The organism is Desulfuromonas acetexigens (assembly GCF_900111775.1).
Classification (GTDB): Bacteria; Desulfobacterota; Desulfuromonadia; order Desulfuromonadales; family Trichloromonadaceae; genus Trichloromonas; species Trichloromonas acetexigens.
Map to the genome: position 1 here is coordinate 12,802 of NZ_FOJJ01000007.1, position 20,960 is coordinate 33,761.

17 protein-coding genes are annotated in these 20,960 nt (G+C 61.1%); 6 read left to right on the forward strand and 11 right to left on the reverse strand.

Going from position 1 to position 20,960, the window contains the following annotated elements; translation table 11 throughout:
* Positions 1–16: 16 nt before the first annotated feature.
* The 5 genes from BQ4888_RS05340 to BQ4888_RS05360 all read right to left on the reverse strand — a co-directional run bounded on the left by BQ4888_RS05340 (position 17) and on the right by BQ4888_RS05360 (position 4,078).
* On the reverse strand, positions 17–1,171 hold the full coding sequence (locus BQ4888_RS05340) for a sensor histidine kinase (protein ID WP_092054629.1): 1,155 nt from the start codon (positions 1,169–1,171) through the stop codon (positions 17–19).
* A complete protein-coding gene (locus BQ4888_RS05345; protein WP_092054631.1) occupies positions 1,171–2,241 on the reverse strand; it encodes an ABC transporter substrate-binding protein in 1,071 nt (356 codons plus the stop codon). The genes BQ4888_RS05340 and BQ4888_RS05345 overlap by 1 nt, the downstream gene beginning before the upstream one ends.
* 375 nt (positions 2,242–2,616) lie before the next feature.
* Positions 2,617–3,060, reverse strand: a complete 444-nt coding sequence (locus BQ4888_RS05350) for a DMT family transporter (RefSeq protein ID WP_092054634.1) — start codon at positions 3,058–3,060, stop codon at positions 2,617–2,619.
* A 33-nt stretch (positions 3,061–3,093) separates the two neighbouring features.
* Positions 3,094–3,576 carry a hypothetical protein gene (locus BQ4888_RS05355; RefSeq protein ID WP_092054636.1) on the reverse strand — a complete coding sequence of 161 codons (483 nt, stop codon included), beginning with the start codon at positions 3,574–3,576 and terminating at the stop codon, positions 3,094–3,096.
* Between the two features lie 28 nt (positions 3,577–3,604).
* Entirely contained in the window at positions 3,605–4,078 is a 474-nt protein-coding gene (locus BQ4888_RS05360; protein WP_092054638.1) for a YbaK/EbsC family protein, read from the reverse strand.
* Positions 4,079–4,371: 293 nt separating this feature from the next.
* Here BQ4888_RS05360 and BQ4888_RS05365 point away from each other — a divergent pair, with 293 nt between their 5' ends.
* The gene (locus tag BQ4888_RS05365) at positions 4,372–4,743 is read left to right on the forward strand and encodes a hypothetical protein (protein WP_092054641.1); all 372 of its coding nucleotides are present in this window, start codon (positions 4,372–4,374) and stop codon (positions 4,741–4,743) included.
* Here the strand turns inward: BQ4888_RS05365 and hisF are convergent.
* The 4 genes from hisF to BQ4888_RS05385 all read right to left on the reverse strand — a co-directional run bounded on the left by hisF (position 4,740) and on the right by BQ4888_RS05385 (position 9,418).
* Positions 4,740–5,504: an imidazole glycerol phosphate synthase subunit HisF gene (gene hisF, locus BQ4888_RS05370; protein WP_092054643.1), complete on the reverse strand. Its 765-nt coding sequence runs from the start codon at positions 5,502–5,504 to the stop codon at positions 4,740–4,742. The two genes, BQ4888_RS05365 and hisF, sit on opposite strands and share 4 nt — an antisense overlap.
* Before the next feature lie 51 nt (positions 5,505–5,555).
* Positions 5,556–5,900: a zinc ribbon domain-containing protein YjdM gene (locus BQ4888_RS05375; RefSeq protein WP_092054742.1), complete on the reverse strand. Its 345-nt coding sequence runs from the start codon at positions 5,898–5,900 to the stop codon at positions 5,556–5,558.
* An 84-nt stretch (positions 5,901–5,984) separates the two neighbouring features.
* Positions 5,985–8,450, reverse strand: a complete 2,466-nt coding sequence (locus BQ4888_RS05380) for an EAL domain-containing protein (RefSeq protein WP_092054646.1) — start codon at positions 8,448–8,450, stop codon at positions 5,985–5,987.
* A complete protein-coding gene (locus BQ4888_RS05385; RefSeq protein WP_170232962.1) occupies positions 8,447–9,418 on the reverse strand; it encodes an ABC transporter substrate-binding protein in 972 nt (323 codons plus the stop codon). Before BQ4888_RS05385 ends, BQ4888_RS05380 begins: the two co-directional genes overlap by 4 nt.
* A gap of 313 nt (positions 9,419–9,731) precedes the next feature.
* Between BQ4888_RS05385 and BQ4888_RS05390 the strand changes: the two genes are divergently transcribed.
* The 4 genes from BQ4888_RS05390 (at position 9,732) to BQ4888_RS05405 (ending at position 18,742) form a co-directional block, all read left to right on the forward strand.
* Positions 9,732–10,601 (forward strand): right-handed parallel beta-helix repeat-containing protein, encoded by an 870-nt coding sequence (locus tag BQ4888_RS05390; protein ID WP_092054652.1) that lies wholly within the window; start codon positions 9,732–9,734, stop codon positions 10,599–10,601.
* Positions 10,602–10,898: 297 nt separating this feature from the next.
* On the forward strand, positions 10,899–18,086 hold the full coding sequence (locus BQ4888_RS05395) for a CxxxxCH/CxxCH domain c-type cytochrome (RefSeq protein ID WP_092054655.1): 7,188 nt from the start codon (positions 10,899–10,901) through the stop codon (positions 18,084–18,086).
* A gap of 190 nt (positions 18,087–18,276) precedes the next feature.
* On the forward strand, positions 18,277–18,489 hold the full coding sequence (gene relB, locus BQ4888_RS05400) for a type II toxin-antitoxin system RelB family antitoxin (RefSeq protein WP_092054657.1): 213 nt from the start codon (positions 18,277–18,279) through the stop codon (positions 18,487–18,489).
* Positions 18,473–18,742, forward strand: coding sequence for a type II toxin-antitoxin system RelE family toxin (locus tag BQ4888_RS05405; protein WP_092054660.1), 270 nt, complete (start codon positions 18,473–18,475; stop codon positions 18,740–18,742). The genes relB and BQ4888_RS05405 overlap by 17 nt, the downstream gene beginning before the upstream one ends.
* 83 nt (positions 18,743–18,825) lie before the next feature.
* On the opposite strand, the gene BQ4888_RS17895 is transcribed toward BQ4888_RS05405, so the two are convergent.
* Positions 18,826–18,930, reverse strand: a complete 105-nt coding sequence (locus BQ4888_RS17895; RefSeq protein ID WP_092054663.1) for an RCKP-type rubredoxin-like domain-containing protein — start codon at positions 18,928–18,930, stop codon at positions 18,826–18,828.
* Positions 18,931–18,999: 69 nt separating this feature from the next.
* Entirely contained in the window at positions 19,000–20,187 is a 1,188-nt protein-coding gene (locus BQ4888_RS05415) for a rhomboid family intramembrane serine protease (protein WP_170232963.1), read from the reverse strand.
* Positions 20,188–20,333: 146 nt separating this feature from the next.
* Here BQ4888_RS05415 and BQ4888_RS05420 point away from each other — a divergent pair, with 146 nt between their 5' ends.
* The gene (locus tag BQ4888_RS05420; RefSeq protein WP_092054668.1) at positions 20,334–20,945 is read left to right on the forward strand and encodes a trimeric intracellular cation channel family protein; all 612 of its coding nucleotides are present in this window, start codon (positions 20,334–20,336) and stop codon (positions 20,943–20,945) included.
* The last annotated feature ends 15 nt before the right edge of the window (positions 20,946–20,960 follow it).

Below are 20,960 nucleotides of genomic sequence, written 5' to 3' on the forward strand. Positions count from 1 at the left end.
TGTGAATACCAAAACCCTACGTCAACGGCCCGCCGGCGTCAAGACGCGTCAGCGGCAGGCACACAACCACCTTCGTTCCCTTATCCGGGGCGCTTTCCACCCGGATCTGTCCGCCATGCGCTTCGACGATCCCCCGGACGATAGCCATCCCCAGACCCAGTCCGCCGACGGCCGTATTGCTGAAATCGGCCCGGTAAAACGTTTCGAACATGCGCGCCGACTGTTGGGGCGACATGCCGATGCCCTGGTCGCTCACGGTCAGACAACAGTTTTCGCCATCGATCTCCCCACGGATTTTCACCGGGCCTCCCTCCGGGGAATATTTCACCGCGTTGCTGAGCAGGTTATCCAGAACCTGGCTGATCTTTCCACCGTCGACATACAGACGCGGTGCCGGCGTGGGGAGAAAAAGTGAAAATTCGTGCCGGGGATAAAGGGTCCGATACTGCTCGACCAAAGGCCGCAGGAGTTCGTCCACGGCGCATTCCGTCGTCTGCAAAGCGATCCTCCCGCCCCGCTCCAACCGGCTCAGATCGAGGAGTTCGTTGACCAGCCGTGACAGCCATTCGGCGCGACTGATGATCGTCTGTAAAAAATCCTGTCGCTCTTCCTCGGAAAAGTCGCGCCCCGAGGCCAGCAGTTCACAGAAACCAAGGATGACCGTGATCGGGGTGCGCAACTCATGGGCGGCGGTGGAGATGAAGTCGCTCTTCATGCGATCCATCTCCCGCAGCCGGGTCACATCCTGCAGAACGGCCACCGCCCCCGCCTGTTCCCGCCCGGGCCCGGCCACAGGAAAGAGTCGTGCCTGGAAGATGCGCGGGGCGGCATATTCCGGATGGTAAAGTTCCAGATCGACGGCCCCCTCCTTCCCATCTCCCTTCAGGGTGTTTTCCACGAGTTCCCTCAACCGGGCATCATCGATAACCTCCACCAGCGTCCGGCCGGCGACGGCGGAAGAAAAGAGGCTCTCCGCCACGGCATTGACCTGCAAGATCCGCCCGCGCAGATCGAGCAGCAGCAGCGGATCGGCGAGGGAACGGAGGATGGCGTCGATCCGGTCGCGCTCTTCTTCCGCTTTGGCCAGCACCCGGCGCAGCCCGGCCTTGGCCTGTTTCAGCCGATAATTGGCCCGCGAGAGCAGCAGGCTCAGGACCACCAAAGCGACCATCAGGCCAAGAAAAATCCAGAATTCCCGCCTACCAACGGGATAGAAGGAGGGGGGCTGTTGATGACCAGGGCGTCATCCGGCAGGGTCGATTCGGGAATGGCGAAGCGCCGCAATTCGAGATAATCGAACATATAGGCGTTGTTTGACTCGGTATCGACCACGGGGAGCGTCGTCGGGTCCGCCCCGCGCAGGATATTCAGGCCCATCTCCGCCGCCAGCCGCCCCTGCCGTAGCCCGCTGACCAGACGGCCGCCGACGATCCCCTTGCCGAGAAAAAAATCCCAGCCGCCGTAAAGAGGAACGGGACAGACGGCGCGCACCAGACGACAGCTTTCGCCGTAGGAAAGAACCCGTCCCGCTCGGTTGCGCAGAGTGGTGGCAAGCATGACGATCCGGCCGTCCTGGAGTTCGGGTAGCCGCGCCTGCAACTCCTCGGCTCTAAGATTGATCCAGAAGTCGGCACGTACCCGCCCTTCCAGAGCCCGCAAAGCTTGGGCCTGGTCTTCGAGAATCAATCGTTCGGTCAGGGTGTCGTCCCGCCCGACGACGATGACCTCGCGGGTGCGGGGATGAAAGCGCAGGGCCAGTTCCAGGGTTTCCCGATAACTCGGTTCCTCCACCACGCCGGTGATGCCGGCGCGGTCGGCGATCATCTCAGGCGTGAAGTTGTTGATGCCGCAGAAGACGATGGGAAGATGGGGATAAAGTTCATCCCGGTAGCTTAGGGCCAGATCGAGGGCATCGTTATCCGACACCAGAATTAGATCGAAGGAGAGACCGGCGAGTTTGCTCCGGAGCAGTTTATCGAAGGCGTCGAGATAGGCGGGGTCGGGGTTGCGTTTGGTATCCAGGTATTCGGCATGGAGGCGGATCGCCGGAGACTCCGGGGCGAAGACCTCGCGGATCCCCTGCATGACGCTCTCCGTCCAACTTTGGCCGGCGTGGTAGGAGTGCAGGACGAGGACCCGCGCCTCCTTTTGTGGAAGGGGCGCGGCCGAAGAAACGGCGGTCGCCGCGAACAGAAAGGCACCGACCAGCATCCGCGGAACAAGGGGGAAAACCCGTATCAAGGGTGCCTCCGCCAGAGAGAGGAATCGGACTGAATGACCCTGAAATAGTAAACGGAATTGCCGCCTCTGTCACTTTGCTGGTTAAAATTCTTACAGGCTCCGCCCGGCTTCGTAAAAGCGAGGAACCGGGCCGGCTTTTCTCCGTTGACTGTCGGGGCAAGGCGTGGCATAAGTGTTACGCAATAAACAATCGTAGCACCCACCTCGGCGGGCGGCGATTTTCGCCCATGGCGGGGCCCGCCGCCGGGCCTCCCCTCGCGGTCGACGCCCGACGCGCTCCTTGTGGCAGGGGAACGCGTCACCCCGTGCCGGCCGTTATGCCGCAAGCGTTATCGCCGCCCGCCGTTTTTCCTCCCCCAGCCTTCCCCGTCGCCGTCAATAACGAACCAGAAACACCCCCAGCAGCAAACAAAAGCCCCCCAACATTCGGGGAATCCCCAGAGGATGGGGCGGTACGCCGAGCCAGCCGAAATGGTCGAGAAGCATCGAAACGAGCAACTGCCCGGCGAGGGAGGCGACGACCACGTTGGCCACGCCGATGCGGGGGATCAGCAGCAGCACCAAGGTCACGAAAATCGCCCCCATGAAACCACCGGTGAGCAGATACCAGGGAACCTCGCGAATCTCTCCCCAGCCGGGCAAGCCGATGCCGGGCAGCACCAGACAAAGGGCGAGAAAGAGCGTGCCCACGGCAAAAGAGATCAAAGACGATTGCAGGGGATGGGCGAGCATTTGCCCCATGCGCGCGTTGAAGCCCCCTTGAATGGGGAGCAGGCCGCCGACCAGAAAGGCCAGGGCAATGAACCAGAATGTTTTCATCTCTCCCTCCGCGAGCGGAAACCGCCCCGAAAATCAGCCTTGCAGCGGCGTCGCACTCTCTCCGCGATTGCGCAGCTCATAAATCTTGGTCTGTACGCTTTCCGGATCCTTGAGCAGAAAGCCGATGCGGTTGTTATCCGTCGTATGCAGCACCAGATAACCGCCGGTGGCCAGCGCCGGCAGCTCACCGCGAAAGGTGGCCTCCAGGGTGACATCCTGAATCTCAGTCAGGGGCAAAACGATGGAGGGCGACTTCTCGATGAAATGTTGAAAGTACAGGCAGCGATCTCCGACGATCAGCACGCCGTTGTTTTTTACCTTCGAATAGCCGGAATCGGCGCCGCTGTAGCGGGCGTTGTCCACCAGCAGCTGGACGAAATCCCCATCCCCCCGCACCCGCCGTTCCAGCACCTGGCGGGTCTTGGCCAGCCGCGCCCGCACCAGCAGGGCGGCCGCCCCAGCGACGAGCAGTAGACCGACAAAGATTGAAACGATCAGCATCAACACTTCCACCATCGGCTTTCACCTCCTGTAGTCCGTCTCTTTACGGTTGTGCGCAATCACAGACCTCGGCGAAGCGCCCGCCGGTCAGTTCGGCGAGTTGTTCGCTGGAGATCGCCACCGCCGAGTGATCGTCCCCGGCAGCGGGATAGATGCGGTCAAAACGCCGCAGCGAGAGATCGAGCAGCACGGGCAACTCTTTCGGCAAGAGAAAGGGGCAGACCCCGCCGGGGGCGTAGCCGGTATGACGCCGCACCTCCTCCGGCCCGGGGAAGCTGACTTTGCCGGAAAGCCCGACCGCCTGTTTGAGCTTCGAACTCTTGACCCTGGCGTCGCCGCAGGCCACCACCAGCAGCGGCCGACCGCCGACCAGCAGCAGCATGCTCTTGGCGATCTCCGCCGGGGCGCAGCCGACGGCGGCCGCCGCCGCCTCCACCGTGGGGGTCGGCGCAGCGAAGCGCAACACCTGAATCCCGTAAGGGGCCAGATAGCGTTCGACATCATCAATCGTGGGCATGGGTGCTCCCGGACGAAACCGTCCCTGCGCATTTTCAGCGTTCAGCCTTACTAACTCGGGACCTGGCAACTCCCCCCCCTCCTTCCTCCCCCCTCCGGGGGGAGAACTCTTTGCCCTCCCCCAGCGGGGGAGGGTTGGGTGGGGGAAAAAAAGCTCACGAGTAGCCAACGTACTCTTTAGTAGAAAGAGGGGGGAACGACCGCCGGCCGAAACGCTTGTCCCGTTGGCTTTTTGCCGGTTCTTTTGCTAATCTTTCCCCAACCGCCGACATCCCCCAACCGAGAGAGACGATCATGAAAAAACCGGATACCGGCCTGCTCTACGGCCATATCGCCTTCAGTGTTCTGACCTCCTTCCTGTGCGTTTTCTACGCCGTCAGCGTCACCCTCAACGACATCGCCTCCGACTGGCAAAAGTCCTTCGCCTATGTCGCCGGCGGGTACGGCCTGATGAACGTCTACATTCTCAGCGCCGCCTGGAACGCCCGGCCGACCTGGGCGCCCAAGGCGGATCTGCTGATCGGAGGCTGCTTTTTCGCGGTTCTCGTCTTCGATACCCTCAACAACGGCTACAGCCGGGGCCTGGCCGGAACCGCGGTGACGGCGTTCGTGGGCCTGGCCCTGTGGATCAACTGGAATGCCGTGAAAAAAGTCTGCGAACGCTAAGGGGTAACCGACAACCCCCGTCCACGCAGATAGTCCTTCACTTCCTGGATGCGGAACGTGCGGAAGTGAAAGACCGAGGCCGCCAGCAGGATCTGCGCGCCCCCCTGAACCGCCCCCTCGTAAAAATGCTCCAGCGTTCCGGCGCCACCGGAAGCGACTACCGGAACGTTGACCGCGTCGGCGATCGCCCGGGTGAACTCCAGGTCATAACCGGCGCGGGTGCCGTCGCCGTCCATGCTCGTCGGCAGAATGGTTCCGGCGCCCAGCTCCTGGCACTCCCGCGCCCAGGCGACGGCGTCCTTGCCGACCGGCTTGGTGCCGCCAGCGACGACCAGCTCAAAACCCGAAGGCATGGCCGGATTCCGCCGCGCGTCGACGGCGACGGTGATGCGCTCGGCACCGAATTCCCGCGCGGCGTTGCGTACCAGCTCGGGATCCTTGACGGCGGCGCTGTTCATCGACACCTTGGACGCACCGGCGGCCAGGGTCAGGCGGATATCCTCCAGGCTGCCGATCCCCCCGCCGACGGTCAGCGGAATACTGATCACCTCGGCCACCTTCTCCACCCACTCCAACCGGGTCTTGCGGTTTTCCAGGGTCGCGGCGATATCGAGCATGGCCAGCTCATCGGCCCCCTCGCTTTGATAGAACTTGGCATTTTCTACCGGATCGCCGGCATCTTTCAAATCAACAAAATTCACTCCCTTGACGACGCGCCCGTCCTTCATGTCCAGACAGGGCATAATCTTGATCAGCGACATGGTTGGCCTCTCTCTCGTTGGTTGCGGATTGAAATAAATGGGCGGCCCGGCCTACCCGGATTTTTTCACGAACTCCGATTTCAGCATCATCCCACCGAAACCGTCGATGCGGCAATCGATATCATGATCCCCCTCGACCAGGCGCAGGATTTTCACCTTGGTGCCGACCTTGATCACGGAAGACGACCCCTTGACCTTCAAATCCTTGATCAGGGTGACGTTATCGCCGGCGTCGAGCGCATTGCCGTGGGCGTCGCGCACGACCGGGGCGACTTCCTCCGTCGGGGCTTCCTCCGCCGCCGCCCACTCATGGCCGCATTCGGGGCAAACGTAGAGGCCGCGATCTTCGTAGGCGAAGCGGGACCGGCATTCCGGGCATTCGGGTACAGTGCTCATGGTCCATCCTTTGGTCGATAGAAACGGGATTTTGGGCAGGAAGAAAATGGCAAAAAGCATACACCAGTTCCGCCTAATTGGGAACTATTCGCCGGCGGGAAGGGTTTCCCGCTGCAATAAGGCGACAAATTCCTCGGCGGGGATGGGTTTGCTGAAGAAGTAACCCTGATAGGTGTCGCAGCCGCAGGAGGCGAGGAAGCGCAGTTGATCCTCGTTCTCGACCCCCTCGGCGACGGCGGCCATGCCCAGGTTGTGGGCGATGCTGATGACGCTGGTGACGACCGAGGCGCCGCTCGGATCGTCAACGACATCGCGGATGAAGGAGCGGTCGATCTTCAGGCAATCGACCGGGAAGCGGCGCAGGTAATTCAGGCTCGAATAACCGGTGCCGAAATCGTCCAGGCTGAGGCTCACCCCGAGTTTTTTCAGATCGAGCATGGCCCGCCCGGCCTTGACGGGATTGTCCATGACCATGCTTTCGGTCAGCTCCAGATCGAGAAGGTGGGGATCGAGTCCGGTTTCGGCGAGAACGTCCGCGACCAGTTCCGGCAGATCCCCCTGTCGGAACTGACGGGCCGACAGGTTCACCGCCACGCTCACCGGCGGCAGCTCCGCCTCCTTCCAGCGTCGCGCCTGTCGGCAGGCCTCGCGCAAGACCCAGGCGCCCAAGGGGACGATCAGCCCGGTCTCTTCGGCCAGGGGAATGAAATCGTTGGGCGGAACCAGCCCCCGCCGAGGATGACGCCAGCGCACCAGGGCCTCGCAGCCGATAACGGCACCGCTCGCCAGATCGACCTTGGGCTGGTAATGAAGCAGAAACTCCTCGCGATCCAACGCCTGGCGCAGATCGGTTTCCAACTCCAGGGTCTCCTGCACCCGCAGGTTCATCTCGGGATCGTAGAAGGAAAAGCTGTTGCGGCCGTCCTTCTTGGCCCGGTACATGGCCAGATCGGCATTACGGATCAGGGTGACCGCGTCCTTGCTGTCCTGGGGATAAAGGCTGATACCGAGGCTCGCCGTCAGCAGCACTTCCCGATTGTCGACCCACAGCGGTTCGGCCACATGCTCCAGGATCTTGGCCGCGACCATCCCCACATCCTCGCTGTCGGCGACCTCGGCCAACAGGACGGCGAATTCATCCCCGCCCAGGCGGGCCACGGTGTCCGCTTCGCGCACCACCTGTTGCAGCCGTTGGGCGAGCAGGCACAGCAGCTTGTCGCCGAAGTCGTGACCGAGGCTGTCGTTGATGACGTTGAAGCGGTCGAGATCGAGGAGCAGAACGGCCACCACCCGACCGGAACGGTTGGCATAATGCACGGACTGCTCCAGGCGGTCCTGCAACAGGGTGCGGTTGGCCAACCCGGTCAGTTCGTCGTGGGTGGCGAGATGCCTGAGCTGCTCTTCGTTACGGCGGCGCTCGGTGACATCGCGGGAAACGCCGATCAGCCCGCCAAGGCTGCCGTCCACATGGTAGAAGGGGGTCTTTGCCGTTTCGATCAGAATCCGGCGGCCATTGCTGAGGGTGATCCATTCGTCGTTGACGCGGGTCGCGCCCAACGCCATCGTCTCCCGGTCCTTCTCCCGGAATAACGTCGCCAGTTCCCGATCACGGATAAAATCGAGATCGGTGCGGCCGATGATCTCACCCGGCGGCAGGCCGATGAAGCCCTCGGCGAAGGCGCGATTGCAGCCGATGTAAACTGAATTGGGATCCTTGAAAAAAATCAGGTCGGGGATGGCGTCGATGAGATCCTTGAGAAATTTTCGCTCCCGTTCGGTCGCGGCCTGGCTGCTCTGGAGTTCTGCCATGGTCTCATGGATCGAGGTTCGCATGCGGTCGAACTGTTTCGCCAGCAGGGCGATTTCATCCTTGCCGTCGATTTGGATCGGCAGATCGAAGCGCCCCTCGGCAATGGCCAGAGAGGCTCGGGTCAGCTCGCTGACCGGCCGGAGCTGGCGGCGAATGATAAGCGTCAGGACGCAGCCCGCCAGGAAGATCGTGCCCAGCATGGTTATCGCCAGCCCCTGGTCGAGATCGCGGACCATGGCGTATTTCACCGGCAATGGGACGATATACCCGACCCGCCAGCCCCAGGGGGCGTAGGTCTGAAAAATGGCCCAGGCCTGCTCCTCGGTCGCGGTGGAGAAGGTCTGCTCGAACACCTGGGCAGCGGTCACCAGATGCAAGGGGAGAGCCTGATGGAGAGGATCTTTCCCGGGATGCAGCAGGGGGTTGCCGTCGGCGTCGATAATACAGGGCTGAACCGAGAGTTCCTCGGGATGGAAATAGGCGGCGCTCAGCGCCTTGAGGGCCATATCCTGAAAATCCTGACGATAGACCTCTTCCCGCTGGGTCAACAACAGGCGTTGGTAGTGCTGATCCAGAATACCGAGCATGCCGGCGATGCGCTCGCCGTATTCCTTGCTCTGACTCCAGTCGATGATGTCCTGCACTTGCCGATGAGCGAGGACAAGCACCGCCGCGGCGCTGAGGCCGAAGGCGATCACGATGACCGCCAGAATTTTGACCAGGACGCTGCGGGTTTTCATTCCGGAGGCACCTCGCTGGTAAAGGTCGCCCCGTCGAGAAGCTCACGGGGAAATTTCAAATTCAGCCGATGGGCGACTTCCATGTTGAGAAAAATCCGCGCCTGGCGGTTTTCTGCGAGGGGAATCATTCCCGGCGCCTTGCCGCCGAGGATGGCGAGCGCCGTTCGCGCCGCCCACTCCCCCTGCTCCTCCCCCACTTTCGCGAAGGTGATCAGCGCATAGTGCATGAGATATTTCTGCATGGCGGCGCTGGGTATCTGCGTCTGTTCCTCGATAAAGCGCATCATTGCGGCATGATCGAACCCCTCCACCGAACGGCATTCCTGAAGGATCAGCATATCGCAGGACTGTTGCAGTTCGACAAAGGCCGCTTGCAGATCGGTGAAAGTCGTCACCAGGCGCACCGTGAAATCGGAACCGAATCGTTTGCGGATATTGTCCAGTTCCTTGCGTTCCGATTCGGTATCCGAGGCGAGATAGCCGATCCGCTCCCCCCGCGCCAAACCGCGCAGGGCTTCCATCGTGTCCTCGTACAGGGCGACCTCCAGCATCCCCGTGACATTGGGCAGGGGAAAGCCGTAGAGGTCGGCGTCCCAATTCAGCCCGCAGAAGACGAAGGGGAGTGGGGAAAACTTGTAGAAGGGGGCGATCAGATAGCGCGAGGCATTGTCGTCGGCGGCAATGACCACATCCGGTTGCCACTCTTCAATAATATTTTTGGCGGCCAAAGCCGCGGCGATGACCTCATCCACGCTCTTATTCCGCTTGGTGTCCATGTAAAAAACGCGCAGGTCAATATCCCGACGGGATTCGAGCACATTCTTGACACCACGCAAGATGTCGGCGCTCCAGATATAGTCGGCGTGATAGGAGTCGACATAGAGGACTTTTTTCCCTGCCGCCGGCGCCGCAAAGGGAAGCAGCAGACAGGCCGCGACGACGACCGGCAGAAAAAAGAGACGGCTCATGGCTGGGTTCTCCACGAAAAGGTTAGAATCCACTCCGATTTCTGCAATATCCGGACCACGGCCAAACCACATGGCGCGGGAGGAGATCATCCGGGAAAACCCTTAATCCTGTCCAGCGAACAAGCGGCCGACGCCGCGACCGCTTTGTGGTTCAGATCACCGCCGACAGAGGACGAATAAAACCTCTCCCTGAGGAGGGACTGGGGGGCCTTCGCCAAACAGACGCGCGGATTGCTGACAAAAGCCGCCCCTCTGTGCTAACGTCGGAGACCTAACGCCCGTCCCTTCTTACGGAAAGAAAGTTTTTCATCCCATGAAACCGGCGAAAATATTCGGCATCCTCGCCCTGCTTCTGCTCTGCGCCTGCGCCCGCCCTGCTCCGCCGCCGTTGGAGCTGACCGACGCCGTCATTTCCGACGAGGCGGTCTGGAGCGGCGAGGTGCGCATCACCGGGGTGACGTTGGTGAAAAAGGGGGCCAAACTCACCATTCTGCCCGGCGCCCGGATCGTCTTCATGCCTCTCGACCGCGACGGCGACGATATCGGCGACTCGGAACTGCTCATCGAGGGGAGCCTGATCGCCAAGGGGACGGCTGCTTCGCCGATCCTCTTCACCAGCGGCGCCGCCGCGCCGAAACCGGCGGACTGGAAGTTTCTCTATCTCGACTTCTGCCAGCTGGGAGAGATCGAGCACATCATCTCCGAATACGCCTACAGCGGCATCCAGGTTCATTTCTGCAAAGCTTCCGTCAAAAACTCGACCTTCCGTCACAACCTCGATGGCGTGCGCTTTTCCACCGTCAACATCGAGGTGGCGGGCAACCTCATCCACGACAACCGCCACGGCCTGCGCTACGAAGAGCGGCGCAGCCAGGCCCACATCCACCACAACGACATCCGCGACAACGACATCGGCATCTTCGTTGTCACCCGCTCCGACAACCGCGCCCTCGTCGAATACAACAACCTCACCGGCAGCCGCCAGTATCAGGTGAAGATGGGACTGGAGCAGCCGACCGACGTCAGCTTCCCCCGCAACTGGTGGGGCACCGCCGACCCCAAGGCCATCGAGACCACCTTTTTCGACCAAAGTTACGACCCCCACCTCGGCCGGGTCGCCGCCCCGGAACCGTTGACCGAACCGGTTGAACTCCCCTTCCACCGTCCCCGAACCTCGCCTTAATCTTCCCTAATCGCCATTTAACCGAACCGGCGGCGGCATTCCGCCATTTGCAAGCATACACCGGCCAAACCGCACCTTTCATCCTCTCGCAAAGCCTCATCTTTCCCGCCCTTGACAAAATCTTGTCATGGCACGAAAACTGCTTTTACTACCGTATGGGTCAACAATCTAAGAATTCTTTAAAATTAACTACTTCAAAGATTTATTACCATATTTAATACCCACCGGAAAAGGGCCGCCATGAACCAGTCGACCGCTACCGTGAAAACCCGTTCAAACCGATGGATTCCCTACTTCATGGCACTCGTGACCGGGGTTCTGCTGCTGCTCGCCCTGCCCGGCGCGAGTCGGGCGGACAACGCCACCACCGCCGGACCGGCGACGGCGACGCCGGGGAAGGCGACCAAAGTCGCCGGAGCGGCGAAGATCACCGTCAATATTCCGTACAGCGGCGACGCCAACGGCGACAACACGGCGCTGATCGAATGGGATGAGGACGGCGGCGACTGGAGCAGCCTGCTCGGCAGCCAGGCCCTGGCCCACAGCATCAACCCTTATAATTACGAGATCACCGGTCTCGACAACGCCGTCAGCTACCAGATCCGCGTCACCATCAGCGATCCCGACGGCGGCAGCAATCTCGTCCAGACCCTGACCGGTCTCAAGCCTTACAATAGGCTGCTGCACAACGCCGTCTCCACCGGCTCCGGTAAATGGGGGGGCAACTGGGGACTGATCGACGAAAACAGCCGCTACGGCGAAATCTCCTGCTCCACCTGCCACACCACCAGCACCGGCAACATCAAGCGTGTCAAAGAAACAGTCACCGCCGCCAATTCTCCGACACACGACTTCCCCGGCAGCGCCGTGGAATTTCTCGACGCCCGCGACGGCAGCGCCCATTTCGGCGACGACAGCGGCGCCCGCACCGATTCCAACCGCATCTGTGAGGTCTGTCACAGCCTGAACAAATTCCATAATTTCTCAATCAGCAACAACACCAGCAATACCCACCAGAATGAGACAAACTGTGTTCGCTGCCACAAGCACAGCCAGGGATTCATGGGCAGCGGCTGCGATGGCTGCCACGGCGGGGACATCGCCGGCGCCACTTCCGGCAATTTCTGGCCCAGCAGCACCGGCGAAACAACGGATACGGTCAATTCCGCCAACGACGCCGGCGAACATACGGCCCACATGCAGGCGTTAGCCGCCAAGATTTACAACGAATCCATCGCCGAACTTCTCAACACGACCGGCAACGGGACTTCCAGCGAAAAACAGAAGGCTCTTTGTGCCTATTGCCACGCCAACCCCGGAGCCGATGCCGATCACGGCGACGGCGACCATGCCGAAGTCGCTTTTCTGCGCATCTGGGACGGGGCGGCGGACGGCGCCCCCCTCGCCGCCTTCAACTATGACTACACCACGCCGACAACAGCCACTTGCAGCAATATCGACTGCCATAACAACAAAACCACTGCGACCGCGCACGGCTGGTATGCAGGCGGTTCCACTTCCTGCCTGATCTGTCATACGGAAGATCGCACCACCCCCAACTCCTCGGCCATCGCCGATCCCGTCAGCGGTCTGCATCTTGCCGACACGAATGCTCCCGACGTGGAAGCTCACAACGGTAGTTTCGGCGGCGGTTCCTATGGTTGTATTTCCTGCCATACCGAAACCCCGACAGATGTCCACTTGAACGGAGTGGCCAACACGCCGGCAACCGCCACCTTCGCCTTCTCGCCGGATGTAACCGTTAATCTTGAAGGTCTGGATGACGAAACCGACAATACCTGTACCACCGACTGCCATAGCGACGGCGGCAAATGGGCGCGCCTGTGGAGTACGGAAGCCTTCGATGCCCTGCCGGAAGGGTGGACGACGGACAGCGAACTTCCCGGCAACTGTAAAACCTGTCACGGCGTCTTCGGCGCCTGGGTAGAGGGAACCAGTCACGCGGGGACAAGCGGTGCGCAGGCCTCGATCATGGGGACCTCTCATAACAGTCAGGGTGCCGTGAAACCAGGGGCGGCCTGCGAAGACTGCCATGTCTATCCCTCCCGTTCAGATCTGCATAAAGACGGCGCGATTACCCTGAACGACTCCGACAACGAAGTCGATCCGACACGAACGACCGTCGAATCCACAAACTACATTTACTGTCAGGCCTGCCACGATTCCAGCCTGTATCCGCCTAATGCCGAAAGTCGGGTCTTTCCGGAATCGACGGCATTCCCCTATGCCGAAGTGAGCGGCGCATACAAGATTGTCGGCGGCTGTTCCTCCGGTATCGCCGGCTGTCACGGCGACACTTCGAACAACTGGTGGCCCAACAATCCCAGTTCCGATCCTGTGAATTATCCGAACCGCGCGGGCGCCCATCCGCAGCACAACATCACCATCGGCAAACTGCTGGCCCAGGCCCGCACCGGCGACCCCAACGCCACCCCGATCCAGGAGGACTACAACAATACCTGCAAGTTCTGCCACCCGATGAAAGATGCCGGCGGCATCATGGCTTCGGTCCAGCACAAAAACGCCCGCACCGAGGTTTTCGGCGGTTTTGTTTACCCCTTCGCCGACGGCAAAGGCGTGGTGTCGGACGCCAGCAACCCCGCGACAACCGACTGGGGGAGTTCCTATGACACCAACCCCGATGACGGTTTCATCTACCAACTGGAAAACCTGAGCACACCCGCCTGGGAATATCCGCTCGACAAGGATGGGAACTACCGCCAATTCCTCTACGGTTACCGTGGGGACTCGGCCGTCAGGCACGGCTCCTGCTCCAATATCGCCTGTCACAGCAACGCGCCCTTCACCCCGCAGTGGTACGGCGATGAGCAACCGCCGGGAACGGTCGGTTCATTGACCGCCGCCACCCATGACCCGACGCCCGACCACCAGGGGGGAGTGACCGACAAACCGGGCACGGTTCTTTTGACTTGGCTTGCTCCCGGCGACAACGGCGACATGGACGGCACCGCCTATGAATACGAGGTGTACTACAGCACGTCCGGACCGATCAACGCCGGGAATCTCAACGCCGCTACCCGTGCCGGCGGGGCTCCAAGCCCGCTGCGTCGCGGGTCTTCGCAGAGCATGGTGGTGGACGGACTGACTCCGGGATCGTCTTATTGGTTCGCGGTACGCGCCAAGGACCAGCCCCGTTACGACGACCTGAACCATGACGGACTTCGCGAGACCTTTATCCACAACGGGCTCTATTCGCCCCTGGTCTCGACCGATTCGGCAACGACGGCCCATGCGGACGACGTCCCGCCCATCTTCTGGGGGCTCGATTCCGCCCGCAGCCACGACAGCGGCGGTACCATCAACCTCTCCTGGAATGCGGCCCGCGACCACACTCTGCCCATTACCTATCGGGTCTACTGGAGCGAGTATTCCCTCAAAACCCACCTCGCTCACGGCGGCACCCTGCCCGAACCGGACGCCAATGCCTTGGCCGGCGGCGTCAGCTCGTTCAGTTATGGGGTCTGGCAGGGTGAAAACCCGCCCGTCCCCGGAGGAGGCGACTACGTTATCTATATGACCACCACCCACGCCCTGCACTATCAGGTGAGCGGGCTGGGCAGCGGCAGTCTCTATAACTTCCTGGTTCGCGCCCAGGATGCCGTGGCCACGCCCAATGTCGACGGCAACCGCGAGGTCGCCATGGCGTTGCCCACCCAATTGCCCCAGGAACCGAATATCACCAACCTCTACCTGATGAACGGCGCCAGTACGCTGACGCCCCAGGCCAGCCCAACGGCACCCGATTGGGGGGTAACCGACGGCACGATTCAACTGACCGGAACCGGCAGTGTCACTTTCACCGCACCTTCCGCCATCAACACGACACGACCGACCTGGGTGCAGGGGATCAGCTTCGCCATGCAGGTCAAAAACGAGGATCGGAGATCTCCTCAGAGCTTCAGCATTCAACTGGGGTATAACAACGGTAGTTTCCAAACCCTGGGCAACCCTATTTCCGTCGGCATCGGCCGACGGGCCAGACGGGTCATGAATATCGGCTTGGCCAGCGCGGCCGGGCAGGTGCCGGCTGGTGCCAGACTCGCGGTGCAGATCAAGCGAACCACCTCTTCGGGAAGCAGCTCGGCGATCACCTTCACCTGGGGCAGCAGCACCACCAAGGGACAAATCCTCTTCAATGCCCAGCCGATCAACCGGGCACCGAGCAAACCGGTCATCCAGGCCCTCAGTCGGGCTACGGGCGGGTATGTTCAAGTCAGATGGAATCCCTCGACCGATGGCGGCGACGGTGGACAAAGCCTTCACTACGATATTTATGGGTCTTGCGACGGGGGAACGAGTTGGCCCTATATCATCGGGCTGAACTTGAAAGATGCCGATGCCCCCACCGGCATCCGCTGGGATACCGTCGGCGACGGCCTGAGCGGAGCGACCTTCAATTGTCAGGTCAAAGTCGAGGCTTCCGACGACTTCCTCTATGAAGCGGTGCCGGGGAGTAAGGCTTGGTCAAGCCACACCCTCAGCGATCCGGCATCCGTTACCCTCAACAACAGCCAGGACGACGAACCACCGGCCGCGCCGACGATCAATCATATCGAAACCCGACCCAAACAGGGATCGATCTACCTGGAATGGATTGCCGTCGGCAACGACGGCGTTAATCACGGCAGCCGGGCGGCCTACTACGACATCCGCTTCCGCAAAACGGCAAACGGGCTATTGAACGATTCGAACTGGAATGACGTGAATACGGTGAAAGCGGACGGAGCCCCCGTGCCGAACTTCTCCGGCATCGGCGAATCCTTCGAGGTTCTCAACATGGCGCCGGATATCGACTATTCGCTGGCGCTTAAGGCCTGTGACCGGGGAGAAGACAACATCGTCTTTACCGCCGACGACAACTGCTCGCCCTTGAGCCCGGTGGAAACGCACAAGAGCGGCCAATATTACTGCGGGGTCTGCCATTCGACCCCGCCCGATGAACCGGACACCCGCGGCACCCACCGCGAGCACGGCTACACCCTGGATGACTGCGCCAAATGCCATGGCGACGGCACGAATCCGGAAGGGAATGATGTCCGCCTCTACGATGGCCGCCACTATGACGGTTTCGTCAATATCGGATGGGGTCGGGATGCCGGGGGCAACCAGCTTGCCCTGCAAAAACTGGCGCTACAGAGCGGCGGCGCGGGCGTCAGCGTTTCCCAGGGGGGCAGTCTGATCTACCAGGATACGGATGGGGCCGGCGGCTACAACGGCGGTGCCACCTTCAATCCGGATCTGCCCCTCGTCAACACCGACAGCGGCACATGCATGAATTTCACGGCGGTAAATGCCTCGGGCTGCCACGGCACCTTCTCCCCCAAATGGGAAAGCGACACCAGCGCCGCGAAGAAGGAACCGCACTGCGCCGACTGCCACGGCGCCAACGGTCTGGCCGCCCCGGATAGCCGCAATCTCGACCCGTACAACCGACCCTGGGACGACAGCACCGACGGCATCCCCAGTGATCAGGTCAAGGCCTCGCCGCCGGTGGCCAATCACGGCGGCACGACCACAAGCGACCGTTACGTCGGCGCCCATGAACGCCACCTGAACGCCTCTTTCCGTTTCGCCAAGGGGGATTCCTGTCGACTCTGCCACCGGGAAACGATGGAATCCGGCCTGCATGCCGATCGCGTCGTCGACATCCGCTTCGACGTCTCGGCGGACAAGAGCAATACGGAAAAAGCCACGGTCAGTTACGATCTGATCGGCGATGGGAAAGGGGTTTCGTGCAGCAGCCTGAACAACACCTTCTGTCACGACACCGGCGCCCGCTGGGCCGAACCGGGAACGAAATGCAACAACTGTCACGGCATGGCCGGTAAGAGCTATGTCGTCGGCGCGGGAACCAGCGAAATCGGTCACGTCAAGGACGGCGGCACGGTTCGGGATTGTATTTACTGCCATGTGGCGGGGCACCCCCAGTCCCCCGACGGTATCAACTCGGGTACGGCGGAGGCGCTGCTGATCAACAACAATTCGGCGGTAGGCATCAACTACCGTTCGGGCGGCATCCATCTGCGTAAAGTCATCGGCGGTCGCTCGGCCATGAACGACGGTTCGCTCATCGACACCCTCGCCGAAACCTGTTGGGGATGCCATGAAGATCAAAGTCCCGTGGTTTCGGAATGGGAATACAACAACCGGACGTCAACCGGCAGCAGTCCCTATCACTACGGCAAACTGAATCAAACCAGCTGGGTCGGGGCCACCTGGTCGAGCGGCTACGGGTTGACTAACAACGACCCCTTCTACTACAAACGGGGGAAAATCCAGTCAATCCATACAGCCAACCCGACCGGCACCTCACAGGTCGTCTGGAACTCCACAAGGGGCCGTTATGACGAAGTCGCCGACCCGGTCGACAAGATCCGTTGTTCCTATTGCCATGACGTGCACAACCTGAATCTGACCCCCGGCGACACCATGACCGGCCCCCCCTATTTGCGGGGCACCTGGATGGGCAATCCCTATGAGGAAGATGGCGCGCCTTATAATAAAGTCTATGCCGCAAACACGATAATGGGAGCAGTTCCTCGTGGCGGTACCGCCTACAACCAGTTGGGCGGGTATTACATCGATCAGAACAATGTTCGTCCCGGCACTGGCAAGACAACACCAGTATCCGCCCAATATCCGACCGCCGGCTGGACCCTGGAATCTTCCGCCGGACTCTGCACCCTGTGCCACGGCACGAATGTCGATGAGATGGACCAGCGGAAACCGGAAACCGACCTCGAGGAAGGCAAGCTCTGGCTGGGAACCAACGGCCACAGCAATGCCGCGATCGGCGGAACCTTCTCGATGGCGGCGAACATTTTCGACTACAGCCACGGCCGACCAGAGCCTGTAAATGTGATTTACTCTGGACGGTCAATTTCGGATACGCTCTGGAAAACTAATTTAGTTGCTGACATGGCCATGTCGTCCCAAGCAGATGAATCAAAACTCGCAGCAGGATATCGCGGTCCATATACCGGCAAATACAACCCTCTGGTACCTACTAATGCCTATTCTTTCAATGCTTACGACTGGGGTGCGACCGTGGATGACGTCACCACCGACCAGATGTATCACCAGTTCAGCTGCTCCAAGTGCCACAACCCGCACGCCTCGCGACTGCCGAAGCTGATGATCACCAACTGTCTCGACATTCGCCACAACACCTGGGACGACAGTCAGTCGATACCCAACACGCAGACCTTATATACGGCGAGCGCCCTCGACTTCGTGGACCGCAACATGCCCGCCGCCTACTACGCCTCGGCCCAAACCTGCCACCGCTTCGACGGCAGGCGTAGCGAAGGAGCGACCGAGGCCGACGACAGCCGACTTCGCGGGGGTTGGAACAAAGTCACGCCCTGGGTTTTTGACAACCTGAACAACGTCGAACACAAAGGGAGCAAGGATCCGACCTATATTTCACGCCCGGGTAACTAACCCCTTAAACTCAGGCTCAAAAAACACGTCGGGCCGGGAGAATTCTCCCGGCCCGATGCGTTTTCATCGACTTTCCCCCTCCCCTACTTCTCGACAAAGTGCCCCAGACAACCATGTTGTCAGACAACCGTTGACCGGAGTTGTCAGCAGGACTATGCTATACGCGTATGACAAAAAAGGAGGACCGCCCATGCTCGCGGTAAGAATCCCCGCCGACATCGAAAATCGCCTGGAGGAACTGGCCCGAAAAACCGGCCGCACCAAGACCTACTATGTGCGCGAAGCACTGACCGAGTATCTGGCCGCCCTTGAAGATCATTATCTGGCCGAGGAACGCCTGCGGGAAAACCGGCCGGCCATCCCCCTGGACGAGGTGGAGCGTACTCTTGGCCTGGCGGATTGAGTTCGATCCGGGAGCGGTCGACGACCTGGCCCAGCTCGACCGGTCGGTGCAAAAACGGATTCTCAAGGTGTTACGCGAACGCATCGCGCCTTTGGACGCCCCCCGTTGCCTGGGCGCGGCTCTGCGCGGCAACGAACTGGGTCGTTTCTGGAAATACCGTATCGGCGATTACCGTCTGATCTGCGATATTCAGGATCAGACGATCCGCATTCTGGTGTTGCGCATCGGCCACCGTCGCGAGGTCTACAAGTAACCCAAAACTACATCCTTCAAAAACGCGTCGGGCCGGGAGCAACCTCCCGGCCCGACGCGTTTTCCTCGCTTCTCTCCCTTCCCCTACTTCTTGACGAAGTTGGTCGGGGCGTTGCAGGTGGGGCATTTTTTCGGCTTGCAGCGGCCTTCCTTCTCAAAACCGCATTGCTCGCAGCGCCAGATCGCCATATTGCTCTCCTTTCGTGGCTGAATAATTAAGACTATTACGGTCCTATTTTATCCATAACCTTATTCCTGTCAACATTTTTCCTGCCGCGTCCCCGGCCCCTTTCCCCCCAGCCGTTCGATGCCGCGCAGATGCAGGCGGGCTTCCTCGGCCCGTTCGGGGGTGCGGGCGAGGTCGAGGGCGGCGAGAAAGTAGTGGTAGGCGCTGGTGATGCAGCGGGGCTGGTGGATGAGAGCCTTGCCGGCGCCGAGATAGGCGCGGTCGAGGCCGGGGTCGGCCGGGCGCTCGGCGATGAAGCGACGGAAGAGGCCGAGGGCCGGGTCGAAGCGGCGATGGGTGAGATAGAATTCCCCGAGATCGAGCCAGGTTTCCGAGGCGAGGCGCGCCCGCGCCTGACGGTCGCCGAGTTGCCGGTAGAGGGCATCGGCCAGGGCCAGATCATCGCCGACCAAGGCCTGACGGAGATTTTCCCCGGGATCGCCGCCGGCTCCGGCCGCGACCTCCGAACCGCGCCGCCAACGGCGTTCGGGCGCGCGATCGAGTCCCCAGGCGATGGCAAGACCGGCGATGAAACCGCCGATGTGAGCGCCGTGGGCGACACCGCCGTTACCGCCGGCGTCGAGGAGAAAGGGCAGGAGGTTGTCGACCAGCAGATAGAAACCGAGAACCAGCCGCGCCGGGACGAGAAAGGTGGTAACGAGAAGGGGAAAGAGGAAGACGAAGATCTTGATCTGGTTGCGGGGGAACCACAAGTAATAGCAGCCGAGGACCCCGGAGATCGCCCCCGAGGCGCCGACCAAGGGGACCTGCGAGCTTGGGACGAAGAGGGCGAAGAAGAGGGTCGAGAGGACCCCCATGCCGAGATAGGCGAGCAGAAAACGGAAGCGGCCGAGGCGATGCTCGACGTTGTCGCCGAAGATGTAGAGAAAGAGCATGTTGCCGAACAGGTGCATCCAGCCGCCGTGCAGGAACATGGCGCTGAAGAGCGTGCTCAGATCGGGAGAACCGGGGCGAAAACCGTGGCGGAAGACGTAGAGGTCGTAGGCGCTGAGCTGCTGGAAAAGGATGCGCGCCGCCTGGGGTGTTTTGGCGCCGGCGACGCGCAGGTATTCGTGCAACAGGGGGTCGGCGAGTTCGGGACGGGTGCCGCTTAAAGGGACAGCAATGAGCAAGAAAACGGCGACGTTGAGGCCGATGAGCAGATAGGTGGCATAGGGGATCCCCGGCGGGTTGGGGGTATCGCCGACCGGCAGTAACATGACGCAAGCCCTCGCGAATGAAGTCCGGCGACGTGGCATCGGCACCCACCGGCGAAGCCAAGAGACTAGCACGCTCGGCACCCGGAAACCAGCCTTGCTTTTTCCCGGGTAAAATATTATTTTACCGCCACCGGAGGTTACCCACTGTGAGCTTTCTCTACGCCCTCGATCTCATCGGCACCGCCGCGTTTGCCGCCTCCGGCGCCCTGGCCGGTGTGCGTCGCAACATGGACCTGCTCGGGGTGCTGGTCCTCGGTACCGTCACCGCCACCGGCGGCGGCACCCTGCGCGATATCCTCCTCGGTGACTTCCCCCCCTTTTGCTTCAAGAACGAAACCTATCTTTACATCTCCCTGGGGATTTCCCTGCTGGTCTTCTTCCAACACCACCGCTTCGACGCCTTTAAAAATCCCCTGCTTTATTTCGACGCTGTCGGCCTCGGCACCTTCGTCGTCATCGGCACCGGCAAGGCCCTCGATTTCAACATGGGTTTTATCGGCGCGGTGACCATGGGGATCATGACCGCCACCGCCGGCGGGGTCACCCGCGACGTCCTCTCCAACCGCATTCCGCTGATTCTGCGCAAAGAGGTCTACGCCTCGGCCTGTCTGGCGGGGGCGGTACTCATGACGGTGCTGCACAAGACCGCTCTGCACCCGAGCCTGACGGCATCCTTGGCGGCCTTGACCGTCATCCTCCTACGCCTACTGGCGATCCGCCACAACTGGTCGCTGCCCAAGGCCAAAGTGCCGAACTGAATCATCTTCTTCTAT

Excerpts from the sequence above, each read along its gene's own strand:
- BQ4888_RS17895 (WP_092054663.1), bottom strand. The coding sequence starts at position 18,930 with ATGGCGATCTGGCGCTGCGAGCAATGCGGTTTTGAGAAGGAAGGCCGC.
- BQ4888_RS05340 (WP_092054629.1), bottom strand. The coding sequence starts at position 1,171 with ATGGTCGCTTTGGTGGTCCTGAGCCTGCTGCTCTCGCGGGCCAATTAT.
- BQ4888_RS05380 (WP_092054646.1), bottom strand. The coding sequence starts at position 8,450 with ATGAAAACCCGCAGCGTCCTGGTCAAAATTCTGGCGGTCATCGTGATC.
- BQ4888_RS05385 (WP_170232962.1), bottom strand. The coding sequence starts at position 9,418 with ATGAGCCGTCTCTTTTTTCTGCCGGTCGTCGTCGCGGCCTGTCTGCTG.
- BQ4888_RS05355 (WP_092054636.1), bottom strand. The coding sequence starts at position 3,576 with ATGGTGGAAGTGTTGATGCTGATCGTTTCAATCTTTGTCGGTCTACTG.
- BQ4888_RS05350 (WP_092054634.1), bottom strand. The coding sequence starts at position 3,060 with ATGAAAACATTCTGGTTCATTGCCCTGGCCTTTCTGGTCGGCGGCCTG.
- hisF (WP_092054643.1), bottom strand. The coding sequence starts at position 5,504 with ATGTCGCTGATCAAGATTATGCCCTGTCTGGACATGAAGGACGGGCGC.
- relB (WP_092054657.1), top strand. The coding sequence starts at position 18,277 with ATGCTCGCGGTAAGAATCCCCGCCGACATCGAAAATCGCCTGGAGGAA.
- BQ4888_RS05360 (WP_092054638.1), bottom strand. The coding sequence starts at position 4,078 with ATGCCCACGATTGATGATGTCGAACGCTATCTGGCCCCTTACGGGATT.
- BQ4888_RS05365 (WP_092054641.1), top strand. The coding sequence starts at position 4,372 with ATGAAAAAACCGGATACCGGCCTGCTCTACGGCCATATCGCCTTCAGT.
- BQ4888_RS05415 (WP_170232963.1), bottom strand. The coding sequence starts at position 20,187 with ATGTTACTGCCGGTCGGCGATACCCCCAACCCGCCGGGGATCCCCTAT.
- BQ4888_RS05390 (WP_092054652.1), top strand. The coding sequence starts at position 9,732 with ATGAAACCGGCGAAAATATTCGGCATCCTCGCCCTGCTTCTGCTCTGC.
- BQ4888_RS05375 (WP_092054742.1), bottom strand. The coding sequence starts at position 5,900 with ATGAGCACTGTACCCGAATGCCCGGAATGCCGGTCCCGCTTCGCCTAC.
- BQ4888_RS05395 (WP_092054655.1), top strand. The coding sequence starts at position 10,899 with ATGGCACTCGTGACCGGGGTTCTGCTGCTGCTCGCCCTGCCCGGCGCG.